Origin of the sequence: Aquimarina sp. MAR_2010_214, from assembly GCF_002846555.1 — a bacterium.
Taxonomy (GTDB): domain Bacteria; phylum Bacteroidota; class Bacteroidia; order Flavobacteriales; family Flavobacteriaceae; genus Aquimarina.
In genome coordinates this window covers 5,206,947-5,220,373 of the sequence record NZ_PJMS01000001.1, presented here as the reverse complement: position 1 = coordinate 5,220,373, position 13,427 = coordinate 5,206,947, and the positions used below count along the sequence as shown (strand labels likewise).

At 32.9% G+C, this 13,427-nt stretch carries 13 protein-coding genes; 4 read left to right on the top strand and 9 right to left on the bottom strand.

Annotated features, from left to right (window positions below; genetic code table 11):
• Positions 1–185: 185 nt before the first annotated feature.
• Positions 186–2,819: a valine--tRNA ligase gene (locus ATE84_RS22380; protein WP_101450060.1), complete on the top strand. Its 2,634-nt coding sequence runs from the start codon at positions 186–188 to the stop codon at positions 2,817–2,819.
• Between the two features lie 64 nt (positions 2,820–2,883).
• Here ATE84_RS22380 and ATE84_RS22375 read toward each other — a convergent pair whose 3' ends face one another.
• From ATE84_RS22375 to rsfS, 6 genes are all read right to left on the bottom strand, one after another.
• On the bottom strand, positions 2,884–3,150 hold the full coding sequence (locus ATE84_RS22375) for an acyl-CoA-binding protein (RefSeq protein ID WP_101450059.1): 267 nt from the start codon (positions 3,148–3,150) through the stop codon (positions 2,884–2,886).
• 2 nt (positions 3,151–3,152) lie between these two features.
• Entirely contained in the window at positions 3,153–3,800 is a 648-nt protein-coding gene (locus tag ATE84_RS22370; protein ID WP_101450058.1) for a phosphatidylserine decarboxylase family protein, read from the bottom strand.
• Positions 3,790–4,599 carry a phosphatidate cytidylyltransferase gene (locus tag ATE84_RS22365; RefSeq protein WP_101450057.1) on the bottom strand — a complete coding sequence of 270 codons (810 nt, stop codon included), beginning with the start codon at positions 4,597–4,599 and terminating at the stop codon, positions 3,790–3,792. Before ATE84_RS22365 ends, ATE84_RS22370 begins: the two co-directional genes overlap by 11 nt.
• A gap of 1 nt (position 4,600) precedes the next feature.
• Positions 4,601–5,212, bottom strand: coding sequence for an LUD domain-containing protein (locus ATE84_RS22360; RefSeq protein WP_101450056.1), 612 nt, complete (start codon positions 5,210–5,212; stop codon positions 4,601–4,603).
• Positions 5,213–5,327: 115 nt separating this feature from the next.
• A complete protein-coding gene (gene ftsH / locus ATE84_RS22355; protein WP_101450055.1) occupies positions 5,328–7,280 on the bottom strand; it encodes an ATP-dependent zinc metalloprotease FtsH in 1,953 nt (650 codons plus the stop codon).
• A gap of 13 nt (positions 7,281–7,293) precedes the next feature.
• The gene (rsfS, locus tag ATE84_RS22350) at positions 7,294–7,665 is read right to left on the bottom strand and encodes a ribosome silencing factor (protein ID WP_024770761.1); all 372 of its coding nucleotides are present in this window, start codon (positions 7,663–7,665) and stop codon (positions 7,294–7,296) included.
• A gap of 89 nt (positions 7,666–7,754) precedes the next feature.
• Here rsfS and ATE84_RS22345 point away from each other — a divergent pair, with 89 nt between their 5' ends.
• Positions 7,755–8,486: a biotin--[acetyl-CoA-carboxylase] ligase gene (locus ATE84_RS22345; RefSeq protein ID WP_101450054.1), complete on the top strand. Its 732-nt coding sequence runs from the start codon at positions 7,755–7,757 to the stop codon at positions 8,484–8,486.
• Here the strand turns inward: ATE84_RS22345 and ATE84_RS22340 are convergent, their stop codons facing one another.
• Positions 8,487–8,879 (bottom strand): orotate phosphoribosyltransferase, encoded by a 393-nt coding sequence (locus tag ATE84_RS22340; protein ID WP_101450053.1) that lies wholly within the window; start codon positions 8,877–8,879, stop codon positions 8,487–8,489.
• Between the two features lie 15 nt (positions 8,880–8,894).
• The gene (gene pyrE, locus ATE84_RS22335) at positions 8,895–9,536 is read right to left on the bottom strand and encodes an orotate phosphoribosyltransferase (RefSeq protein WP_101450052.1); all 642 of its coding nucleotides are present in this window, start codon (positions 9,534–9,536) and stop codon (positions 8,895–8,897) included.
• Positions 9,537–9,544: 8 nt separating this feature from the next.
• Between pyrE and ATE84_RS22330 the strand changes: the two genes are divergently transcribed.
• Complete coding sequence (locus ATE84_RS22330) at positions 9,545–10,153, top strand: NUDIX hydrolase (RefSeq protein ID WP_101450051.1); 609 nt, start codon at positions 9,545–9,547, stop codon at positions 10,151–10,153.
• A 172-nt stretch (positions 10,154–10,325) separates the two neighbouring features.
• Positions 10,326–11,567: a glycosyl hydrolase family 18 protein gene (locus tag ATE84_RS22325; protein ID WP_101450050.1), complete on the top strand. Its 1,242-nt coding sequence runs from the start codon at positions 10,326–10,328 to the stop codon at positions 11,565–11,567.
• Between the two features lie 13 nt (positions 11,568–11,580).
• Here the strand turns inward: ATE84_RS22325 and ATE84_RS22320 are convergent, their stop codons facing one another.
• Complete coding sequence (locus tag ATE84_RS22320) at positions 11,581–13,326, bottom strand: M14 family metallopeptidase (protein WP_101451191.1); 1,746 nt, start codon at positions 13,324–13,326, stop codon at positions 11,581–11,583.
• Positions 13,327–13,427 lie beyond the last annotated feature (101 nt).

Here is a 13,427-nt window from a genome sequence, read left to right as displayed (position 1 = left end):
GATCAAAAGTTAAAAGTATGAGGTTTGAAATTTTGATATTATACAAGGTATAAGCTGTTATATTTTTATAGTAACATCATTTAATTTCATTCCTTAGTTTTTTTTAAATTTTCATATTTCTAACTTCGTACTTCATACTTTAATAAGTACTTTTGCACTTCTTAATTCAAAAATCAGACCAAAGTATGTCTTTAGCAGGTAAATACGATGCAAAATCGATAGAAGAAAAGTGGTATGCCTACTGGATGAAAAATAATTATTTTCATTCAGAGGTTGATGAAAGAGAAGCATATACTATTGTTATTCCACCACCAAATGTTACGGGGGTTTTGCATATGGGACATATGCTTAATAATACAATTCAGGACGTATTAATCCGTAGAGCCCGCTTAAAAGGCTTTAATGCTTGTTGGGTACCAGGAACGGACCATGCTTCAATAGCAACAGAAGCTAAAGTTGTAGCTAAGTTAAAAGAAGAGGGGGTTGATAAAAATGACCTTACCAGAGATGAGTTTTTAGAACATGCTTGGGAGTGGACTCATAAACATGGAGGGATTATCCTGGAACAGTTAAAAAAATTAGGAGCTTCTTGTGATTGGGAACGTACTGCTTTTACAATGGATGACAACTTGTCTTCGTCTGTTATTAAGGTTTTTGTAGACCTGTATAATAAAGGATTGATTTATCGTGGCTATAGAATGGTAAATTGGGACCCTCAGGCTAAGACTACTTTATCTGACGAAGAAGTAATTTATGAAGAAAAACAAGGGAATTTATATTACCTAAACTATAAAATTGAAGGTACAGAAGATACGCTAACTATTGCAACCACTCGTCCAGAAACAATTATGGGAGATACTGCAATCTGTATTAATCCAAATGATGATCGATTTACACATCTTAAAGGTAAAAAAGCTATTGTGCCTATTGCTAATCGTGTTATACCTATAATCGAAGATGAATATGTAGATATGGAATTTGGTACCGGGTGTCTTAAAGTAACACCTGCTCACGATCCTAATGATAAGACTTTAGGAGATAAGCATAATCTGGAAGTGATAGATATTTTTAATGATGATGCTACATTGAACTCCTATGGATTGCAATATGAAGGAAAAGATCGTTTTGTAGTTCGTAAAGAAATTGTAAAAGAACTTGAACGTATTGAAGTACTTGTAAAAACCGAAACGCATCTTAATAAAGTAGGAACTAGTGAGCGTACCAAAGCTGTGATCGAACCAAAGTTAAGTGATCAGTGGTTCTTAAAAATGAAAGATTTGGCCCAGCCAGCATTAGATGCTGTTTTAGATAAAGAAGTGAATCTGGTTCCTGAAAAATTTATAAATACCTATAAATATTGGATGGAAAATGTTAGAGATTGGAATATTTCTCGCCAATTATGGTGGGGACATCAAATTCCGGCATATTTCTATGGAGATGGTAAAGAAGATTTTGTGGTAGCAGAAAGTAGGGAAGAGGCTTTGGTTTTAGCTAAAGAAAAAACAGGAAATACCGAGTTGACCAATGCAGATCTTACTCAGGATCCTGATGCTTTGGATACCTGGTTTTCTTCTTGGTTGTGGCCTATGAGTGTTTTTAATGGAATCCTAGAGCCAGATAATAAAGAAATTAATTACTATTATCCAACTAATGATTTGGTTACTGGCCCGGATATTATATTCTTTTGGGTGGCAAGAATGATTGTTTCTGGATATCATTATCGAGGAGAAAAACCGTTTTCTAATGTCTATTTTACGGGTATTGTAAGAGATAAACAGAGACGTAAAATGTCTAAACAATTAGGTAATTCACCTGATGCTGTAGGTTTGATAAATAAATTCGGAGCTGATGGGGTGAGAGTAGGACTTTTATTAAGTGCTCCTGCAGGGAATGATTTAATGTTTGATGAGGACTTGTGTAAGCAGGGTAGTGCTTTTGTTAATAAAATATTTAACGCCTCTAGACTTATTCTGGGATGGGAGATTGATAATACTATAGATCAACCAGAATCTTCGGCTATGGCGATAGCATGGTATACTTCAAAATTTCAGAAAACACTCTTAGAGCTCGAAGATAACTATGTAAAATATCGTATTAGTGACACTCTAATGACAACATATAAGTTGGTGTGGGATGATTTCTGTAGTTGGTTATTAGAGATGGTTAAGCCTGCTTATGGCAGTCCTATTGATAGTAAAACATATCAAGAGATCATCAAAATTTTAGAAGACAATTTAAAAGTTTTACATCCTTTTGTTCCCTTTATTTCTGAAGAAATATGGCAACAGATTGCAGATAGAACACCAGAAGAAGCATTGATCATTGCTAGTTGGCCAGAACCACAAGCAGTTAATGAAAATTTGATTGCAGAATTTGAGATTGCAGCAGAAGTAGTTTCTGGAATTAGAACTATACGAAAAGAGAAAAATATAGCGTTTAAAGAAACTATCGAATTATCTGTGTTAAACAGTGGAAACAGTAGTACCTCTTTTGATACGGTAATTAGCAAGCTCGGAAACTTGTCGACATTAAATTATGTAGATGCTAAGGTTGAAGGAGCACTTTCTTTTAGAGTGAAATCTAATGAATATTTTATTCCGATTTCTGGAGCGATCAATGTAGAAGAAGAAATTAAGAAATTAACTGATGAGTTATCGTATACAGAAGGTTTCTTGAAATCTGTTCAGAAAAAATTACAAAATGAACGTTTTGTGAATAATGCACCAGATCAGGTTATTGCTAACGAAAAGAAGAAACAAGCTGATGCCGAAGCTAAAATTGCTACTATAAAGTCAAGCCTTAAGAGTTTAAGCAATTAGATGTAATTAGGTAGTATAATAATTAAAAAAGGCCTTGATTTATATAAATCAAGGCCTTTTTTAATTAATCGGTTATATGTTCATTTACCAATTCTATATATTTTTCTTTGGCTTGTTTTGGAGTAAGATTTTTTGCTTGAAAAAAGGCATTTAGCTTAAATGCATTTCTAAGTTCGCTATCTCCTGATGGGGTAAAAAAACCTTCAGTATGCGTTGCTCTTTTGTAATATGCATAGAAATGAAGCATAACATCTGGCGGCAATTGTATTTTGGTATTACAGGCACGCTCATATGCATTATCGAAGGCAATATTTAATTCTTCTTCCGTCATGATTAAAGATTGGCAATAACACTTTCTCCTCCTTTTACTTTTTGATTTAAAGTAACACTTACATCGGTTCCTATAGGTAAATATACATCTACTCTGGACCCAAATTTAATAAAACCACTATCAGAGCCCTGAATTACCTTTTCTCCTTCTTTAGCATAATTTACGATTCTTTTTGCAAGTGCTCCTGCTATTTGTCGATATAATATTTCTATGCTATTGTTTTTTACAACAACGGTAGTTCTTTCATTTTCTTCAGAAGCTTTTGGATGCCAGGCTACAAGATATTTACCAGGATGATACTTGCTAAAAATAACTTCTCCGTTTATAGGGTGTCTTGTTACATGAACATTTACTGGAGACATGAAAATTGATACCTGTAAACGTTTATCTTTAAAATGCTCTTTTTCGAATACTTCTTCGATAACTACTACTTTTCCATCAACGGGTGCCACTACAGTACTGTCATTAACTGTTGTGTTTCTCTTAGGGTTTCTGAAAAATTGTAAAATCAAGATCAGAAACACTAATGTAACCGAAAATATGGCGATCTGCCATTCATCTATCTGAATAGCTACGTAAGAGGCTAAATTGATGCCTAGAAATAATACAAGTGCTACTGATATTATTTTATATCCTTCTTTATGAAACATGATTTAGTATTTGTAAAAATGCATATAAAAATGGGCTGGCAAATATAATACTATCTAGTCGATCATATATACCACCATGACCAGGCATTATAGTGCCGCTGTCTTTAACTCCAGCCTGCCTTTTGAACTTGGATTGTATTAAATCTCCCAAAGTTCCAAAAATACTCATAATTATGCTTATAATCAACCAAATTCCGATTGATAAAGTATCAGAAAATGTTGCAATCAAATATCCAGCTAATAATGAGAACATAAACCCTCCAATAAATCCTTCTATAGTCTTTTTTGGAGAAATTCGTTCTAATAGTTTGTTTTTGCCAAAATTTTTCCCAACCAAATATGCAAAAGTGTCATTGACCCAAGTGATTAAAAATGCTCCTGCGATAATGGATGGTTGGTATTCTTCTGTATAATATGGAACAAGAGTTAGAAATACAATAGATGTGATTAGATAAAAAATACTGGTACGATATTTTCGTTTTTCGAACATTGGAATAATACGAATCGTAACCAAATCTTTTACCAAAAATAATTCTGTAATAATAGTAAGAGTCAAAACAGGAAGAATAAGATAAAAATAAAGCTTATCCTGAAATATGTTTAGTACCACCAAGAGAGTAATAAATATTACATACAACCTTTTGTTTCTGAGATGAATTAGTTTTTGAAATTCATATATAGTAATCATTCCAAAAACCAAAAATACCCCAATAAAGGTGTATCTATTGATACATATGGATAGTAGTAAAATAGAGACATATAAAAGTCCCGATAAAGATCTTGTAAGCAATTCCTTCATATTATAAATCTTCCAGCAGCAGCAAATATAAATTTTTTGAACTATTTCCATAGCTTAAGAAATCCTTTTCTTTTTGCGGTTCAAAATCTTTAATTGTAGTGATGTTAGAGGGGATAGAATTTTTATTTTTATTTTTTATACCTTTTAATCCTTCACCAATGTTTTTAACTAGTTGACTTGTAGACGCTAAAATCACAAAGTTGTCAGGGAGTTCGGTGAGTTTTTTCTCTCTAAGCTGGTTTGAAGATACTAATATAGAGCCGCTATCTGCAATTAAATATTCACAAGTAGCAAAAAAGAAAGAAGCAGAAAAGTTTTTGACATAATTTAGATTGAAACCAGAAAATTTATGTTCCAAAGCAATATCAAAACAGCACACATCTTTCTCATACCAATCATTTTCCAAAAGAATCTTGTCAAAAGAATCAGAAACTTCATTTTCATCATCACAATAAAGAAACTTACCACCGTTTCTTTTGAAATTTATCATAAAGCTTTCATCAATCGGTAAATCGATTTCTGGCATATATTTACTGCGATCATCTAAGTGACGTTCCTTACTCTTCTGGTCTGATTTAGATTTTGAGGAAAATATTCTTCTAAATAGACTCATTTTTAGATTAGGATTGGGAAATTACGGTTTTACATTACCTCCAAAGATAAAAAAAATCTTAACCTAATATTCCGTTAGGTTAAGATTTTTCAATTTACAAGTAAAAATAATATCTTTAAGAAGGTTCTTTGATGATTTCTTCTTCTTTTTTGCCGAATGGTCTTTCGCCAAAAATTTTCTCTAAGTTATCTTTAAAAATCACTTCTTTTTCTAATAAGACTTCAGCTAATTCTGTTAGTTTGTCTTTATTCTTTTCTAATAATTTAATTGCACGTTGATACTGCTCTTCAATTATATTCGAAATTTCTTTATCAATAAGCTCACTAGTTTGTTCACTATATGGTTTTGTGAAATTATACTCACTTTGTCCCGAAGAATCATAGTAGGTAAGGTTTCCTACTTTCTCATTTAATCCATATACTGTAACCATAGCTCTTGCTTGCTTAGTTACTTTTTCTAAGTCACTTAGAGCGCCTGTAGAAATTTCATTAAATATAACCTTTTCTGCAGCACGACCTCCTAAAGCAGCACACATTTCATCAAGCATTTGATTTGGTCGTACAATTAGCCTTTCTTCTGGTAAATACCAGGCAGCACCTAAAGATTGTCCTCTGGGTACAATAGTAACTTTTACCAGTGGAGCAGCATGTTCTAACATCCAACTTACAGTTGCATGACCTGCTTCATGAAAAGCGATAGCTCGTTTTTCATCAGGGGTAATAATTTTATTCTTTTTCTCTAACCCTCCAACAATTCTATCTACTGCATCAAGAAAATCTTGTTTCCCTACTGCTTTGTTTCCTTTTCTTGCAGCAATCAAAGCAGCTTCGTTACATACATTTGCAATATCAGCACCAGAGAATCCCGGAGTTTGTTTTGCCATGAATTCGGTATCTAATTCATTTTCAACTTTCTTTAATGGCTTTAAATGAACATCAAATATTTCTTTACGTTCACGAATGTCTGGAAGATCTACATATATCTGACGATCAAAACGACCGGCACGTAACAATGCTTTATCAAGTACATCTGCACGGTTGGTAGCTGCTATGACAATTACATTGGTGTTTGTGCCAAAACCATCCATTTCTGTTAGTAATTGATTTAGAGTGTTTTCTCTTTCGTCATTAGATCCTGAGAAATTACTTTTACCTCTGGCTCTACCTACAGCATCAATTTCATCAATAAAAATAATAGCAGGAGATTTTTCTTTTGCTTGTTTAAATAAATCCCGAACACGAGAAGCTCCAACACCCACAAACATTTCTACAAAATCTGATCCTGATAAAGAAAAGAATGGCACTTTTGCTTCACCAGCTACAGCTTTTGCTAATAAGGTTTTACCTGTTCCAGGAGGGCCAACTAGTAGAGCTCCTTTAGGTATTTTACCACCTAATGAGGTGTATTTTTCTGGATTTTTAAGAAAATCAACAATTTCTTGCACTTCTTCTTTGGCGCCTTCTAATCCTGCCACATTTTCAAAAGAAACTTTAACTTCGGTATTTTGGTCAAAAAGCTTAGCTTTAGATTTTCCAATATTAAATATTTGTCCTCCGGCACCACCGCCAGAACCACCGCTCATTCTTCGCATGATGAATATCCATACTCCGATTATTAGTGCAAATGGTAAGAGAGTAATAAAAATTTCTCCCCATACATTACTTTCGGTGTCATAATTTACTTGAGTTGTTAAACCATTCTCCTTTTTTATTGTGGCAATTTTATTTTCAAAATTCTGTAAGTCACCAAATTCAAATTGATAGTCAGGATCATTTGGACTTGCTGGCAATAGAGATTTGCTCTTGTTTTTTTGGTGCTTATCTAATGATTTAGCTTCGCCGGTAAGAAATACCTTAGCATTTCGGCGATTTACAATCACTACTTTTTCTACTTCTCCGTTACTTAAAAAATCCTGAAATTCAGAAGGAGAAGTAGTGGGGGCAGATCCTAATCCGCTTCCACCCATAAAATTCAATACTAAAAAACCAATAATAATAATTGCATAAATCCAATATGCGCTAAACTTTGGTTTTTTATTCGGTTCTGTTTTTTTATTTTCTTTCGCCATTTACGGTTTTCTTTTAATAATTTGTTTCGATAACTGTAGTTTTTGCATCTCCCCAAAGTCCTTCTATATCATAGAATTCTCTGATGTGTTTTTGAAAAACATGCACAACAACATTAACATAATCAATTAACACCCATTCTGCATTTTCACTACCTTCTATATGCCATGGTTTGTCTTTGAGTTCTTTACTTACCGTTTTTTGGATAGAGCTTACAATTGCATTTACTTGCGTATTAGAAGTTCCGTTGCAGATTACAAAGTAGTTACATACTGTATTTTCGATATCTCTAAGGTCTAAAATATTGATATCCTTACCTTTTACTTCTTCAATACCTTTTAATATTTGAGTAATTAATTGATCGTTACCGATTTCTTTTTTAGTCATGCATTTTTTTAATTTGTGTAAAGTTATTACTTTTTATGATTTTAATGTCTGTATTAGTCGGACATTTGTAAAACTTTTACACCTTATACATGCATATAATCAAAGTTGATGCCATTGACTCTACAAATACTTTTCTAAGAGACCTGAATCGCGAAAAGCATTTTACAACTCCAGTTTGTGTAATAGCAAGAAAGCAACTGTCAGGTAAGGGACAGATGGGTACAACTTGGCAAAGCAATCCAGGAGAAAACCTTACATGTAGTGTGTTTATGCCTGTTGAAGGGTTACCGCTAATGGACCAGTTTTATGTTTCCATAGCTACATCACTAGCCGTTTATGATACTTTAAAACATCTTATAGTCCCTAAATTATCTATAAAATGGCCTAACGACATTCTGTCAGATAAACAGAAATTGTGTGGTATTTTGATAGAAAATGTGGTTAAGAATGGCAGTATGATTGGAGCTATTATCGGGATTGGAATTAATATCAATCAAACAGAGTTTAATAATTTACCACAAGCTGGGTCTTTAAAACAGGTTTTAGGTAAGAACTTAAATATTGAAGAAATTTTGCAATCCTTATTAGTTCAGTTAGAAAAACGATTTTCTGAGTTATGTATTTCTAATTTTGTAAGACTTAAAAAAGAGTACGAAGCAGTACTATTTAGGAAAAACAAACCCTCTACATTTTTAGATGCAGAGGGCGAATCTTTTGTTGGGATTATTCAAACTATTACCAACGAAGGTAAACTTCAAATTTTAATAGAGGACGAAATTATCTCGGATTTTGATCTCAAAGAAATTAAACTACTTTATTAATTAAAGCTTACTTATATTTTCAATTAGGGTATTGATAAAATTCTGGATAGGGCTTTTGATCATCATCGACATCATAGCATTGAACTGACCATCGAAAGTGAGTTTTGCTGTGCTTTTTCCATCCCCAGAATCAACAATATCAGCAGTTAATGTAAAAGGAAGCTTGTCGCTTGCAGCTCCAAGAACTACTTGACTAGGGCTTGTACTTTCTTTTTGATCTAATACTAATTCTGGCATTCCTTTTAATTGGAAAAGAAATCTGGAGTCATTTATTTTTTCAAATTTTTGCTTACTTTCTGGCATAAGTTGCTCAAAATTTTCAACTTTAGTCAAAAACTTGAATACATGTTCTGCTGTCTTATTTACAGTAACAGTAGGGCTTTCTAAGTTCATAATGTTATTAAATTATTATATGTTCCACTCAGCAGGGTTTGTTTTCCAGCTTTGTAGTGTTTGTTGTTGTTCTTTGGTAATGTATTCAGTGTCAACTGCCTGTTCTAAAAGATTTTCATAATTGCTCAGTGTATGCAAAGACAATGCCGCTTCTTTAAAATTCTGCACTGCGATATCAAAACCGTAGTTAAATATAGCAACCATACCTTTTACGTTAGCGTCAGCTTCTTTTAATGCTTTTACAGCATTAAGGCTACTTTTTCCTGTGCTAATTAGATCTTCTACAACCACAACATTTTTTTGGGTTGGAACGATACCTTCGATTTGGTTTTTTCGGCCATGTTTCTTTGCCTCAGGGCGTACATAGATAAATGGAAGGTCTAATTGTTCTGCAACGAGAATCCCTATACCAATAGCACCTGTAGCAACTCCAGCAATTACATCGGGTTTACCGTATTCTTTTTCTATAAACTCAGCAAGATGTTTACTTAGGAAGTTTCTTATTTCTGGATAAGAAAGCGTAATCCGGTTATCACAATAGATAGGAGATTTCCATCCAGATGCCCAAGTAAAAGGTTCTTGTGGTTTTAATTTAATTGCATTAATTTGCAGTAGTAGTTCAGCAGTTTTTTTTGCTGTATCTTTATCAAAAATCATAGTTGCAAATGTATAAAGTTTTTGTGAATAATACTCCTATTATTCTATCTACAAAAAAGTCGATTGAGGATTATGAAATGATCCCAATAAAAGAAGCTAGCTTCCCTACAATTATAAGAGATATTCTGAATAAGGAAGCAATACATGAAGAAGCAAAATACCATCTCTATCATAAAAAAGAAGATAAGCTAATAGAACATTTATATTCGAAATTGCCAGTAGTAGTTGCCGGAGGAGGAAAGGTGTATAATAAGGATAAAGAAATCTTGTTTATTCGTCGGAATGGGAAATGGGATCTTCCAAAGGGTAAAGTTGAAAAAAAAGAAGATATGGAAACTGCTGCAATGAGAGAAGTAGAAGAAGAGACAGGAGTTTCGGGATTAGAGATTACTAAATTCTTGTATCGAAGCTATCATATCTTTAAAAGAAATGGAGAGTTTCGGTTAAAAGTTACGTACTGGTTCGAGATGAAAACCAATTATGAGGGGGAGTTAGTGCCGCAAAAAAATGAAGGAATTACCAAGGTAAAGTGGAAGAATACTAAAAAATCTAAAAAAGCTTTGCAAGATTCATATGCAAATATTAAACTTTTGTTTTCACATGATTATTTATCATAGTGTTATTTTTAGAGCAAAAAAAACATGATCAAACACCTTAATAAAATTTACCTTAGCCAAACATCACGAATTCCCGAAGTGATTTAATATAAAGCAGATAGAGTATAAAATATAAGAGAGAGGTGTTTATCTCTCTTTTTTTATCATAAGAAGTAATTAGTTTTAAAATTTGATGATCGATAACAAAATGAAGATTAATACATTAGTACTTCTATTTCTTTTTCTTATTACGGCATGTAATACTAAAAAAAGTAGAAAAAAGGAGATATCAAGTGATCTTGATTCTACCAACGTATATATTGGCCCTAATCATTCACATTACACAAAATTTTCTGATTATAATTTTACAACAGAGCGACAATGGGATAGTCTAAATGATATAACTCGTCATTTTAAATCTGCGCCTGGATACAAAATTCATAAAGACTATAAAACTTTTGGGTGGCATATATTTTCTAAGGGGTCTGCTTATAAGAGCTATAATTTCTCGTTATTATGGGGAGTATCCTATTTTTCGTATATGGTTAATGCCGAGACAGGAAGCTATGATAACATTCATCAATGGAAAACAACCGCTTTGGTGGATAGTGCAAAAGTAAAAAACTGTAAGGTGTTTCTTACTGTATCTAATTTTGGTAAAAAAAGAAATGCTCAATTTTTAAAGAATCCAAAAGCTCAGAAAACTCTTGCAGATAGTTTAAGTGTGTTGCTAGATCTAAGAAAAGCAAATGGTATAAATATAGATTTTGAAGGAGTCTCATCAAAAAACAAAAGAGAATTTAATCAATTTATTGTTACACTATCAGATCGATTGCACAAGATAAATCCTGATTATATGATTTCAGTGGCATTATATGCGGTTGATTATCATAAAGTATTTGACATAAAAACTATTGATTCTTCAGTCGATTTTTATACACTCATGGGGTATGATTATTATGGAGGGTTTAGTAAACATGCAGGGCCGGTTTCTCCTTTAAAAAGCAGTAAAATATGGGGGATACATAGTGTTGAATCTTCTGTAGATTATTATTTAAATGAAAGTGTTAAACCAAATAAACTAATAGTGGGGTTACCGTATTATGGTGATAAATGGAAAACTGAAAATACCTCTATACCAAGCAAAGCAGAAAAATTTCTTTCTCACGATATGTATAATACAACACGAGAATTGCTTGATGCAAAAAAATATAGAATAAATTTTGATACCATTAGTTCTACACAGTATGGTATATATGAAGAAAAAGGAGTGACAAAACAACTTTGGTTTGATGATAGTCTTTCGTTATCCTATAAATATGATTGGATTAAACATAAAAAGTTAGCAGGAGTAGGAATATGGGCTTTAGGCTATGATCATGGTTATACCGAATTATGGGAGCTTATGGCTGATAAGTTTGGACAAAAACAATAGTTATACCCTTATCTTATTTCAAAATTCGATATATCGGATATCTCATATGCGCTTTTTCATAATTGTTAGATTGTTTATGTATCCAATCTAGTTGTGCATACCAATTATTAGCAAAAGCGGTATCTTTTTTCTTATTCTGAAACTGTACTCGCAACTCGTTATTATTTCTTAGCAATTCTACAGCTTTGTCTTCCCATACATAAGGAGAAAACCCTTCTTTCTGTTGTAAAATAGTATCAAAAAAGTTCCAATTAAAGAAAGAATCCGGAGCTTCTGGTTCCAAAGTTTCCATAAGGTACCTAAATGCTTTTTGATCCGTTTTAACAATGATACCCCCTTTTTTTAAAGTGATTTCCTCAGTATTCTTTTCAATTGAAACCCGGTAGTGTAGATAATGTCCCTCATAAGGTGATGTTCTTGTTTTATAATCTTTAATATGATACACTTCGGCAGTAATTATAGAATCTTTTTCCAGGTGCTTAAATTCGACTTGATTAAGCGTTAATAATTCAATTACTCTCCACTGCCCCTGAGGAATAACATACGCTTTTGGAATACTGATTTTGGTAGTAGGAGCAAAATAGTTTTTATAGGTTACTTCTTTTGTATAGGGTTTGTCCTGGTGATATTTTAATCGTTTTGCTCCAGTGATCTCACTATCAATAAATTCTCCTTCATACCCTTTAAAATTAAAAGTAGTAACCTTAGTAGTATCTACTTTCCATTGAGTTGAATATGTTTTTTGTTTAGCTTGTCTGGTAAAGGTTTTTTCTCGTAATGAACGAATTTTGACACCATCTTTTTCCGTAATATCAATCATAGATTTCATAAGCTCATAAGTACCTTCAACTCTTTGTTTGTAAGGTTTTAGCATATGTGTTTCTACCATCATCCCCAGAGTGTTCCAAAGCGTTGTGTATCCTGTTGAATACCGGGGAGAGTCCATAAATTGAGTCCAGCCTTTTTCGGGAGTAGTACCCCATACATTCACATAGGGGGTGATATCCCATTTTTTGGTTTCGAGTGATGCCTCTAGTTGTGGATGCATTTCTTCATGCAAATAACTACCTAATTCACCACCTAATTTATTATGTTGAGTAAATAAATGCGTAAGTGTATATTGGTAATCTGCGCCATTACTTACATGATTATCAATAAAAACATCAGGTTTTGCTAAGTGAAATACTTTAGCAAAGGCCTGCGCATTTTTGGTATCATTTTTTATAAAATCCCGATTCAAATCATAATTACGTGCATTGCCTCTAAAACCGTATGCTTTAGGACCATTCTGGTTGGTTCTTGTTCCTGAATTTCGGTTTAAGGCTCCACCAATATTATATATGGGAATGGTTGCCAAAACTGTAGCCGAAGGAGCGTTAATTTTACCTTGAGCAATATCTCTAAACAACAGCATTGTGGCGTCAATACCATCACTCTCGCCAGGATGAATCCCATTATTAATTAAAAGCACGCGTTTTGTTTGTCTTATTTTTTCAAAATCAAAAATGGCATCAGGGTTTAATGTCACGATATGTAGTGGGTTTCCGCTATCGGTCATTCCAATTTCCTGTATATCAATTGAAGGATAGGTTTCGGCCAAATTTTTATAATATGTAATAACTTCTGGGTAGGTAGGAGTTTCGGTTCCGTTACTTTTTTCAAAAGCAGTAGTGAAATCAAGATTTTGAGAATTTTGTTTTTTAGAGGTATTACAAGAAATAATGCTTAGAAAGCTAACAATGAGAGTGATTTTTCGCATCTGTACTATATATAAGAAGGCTAAATATACTAAAGATTTCAAGCTTTAAAATTTTATGTAAAGATTTAGTACAATTTTATGAGATATAAGATAAGAGGCTT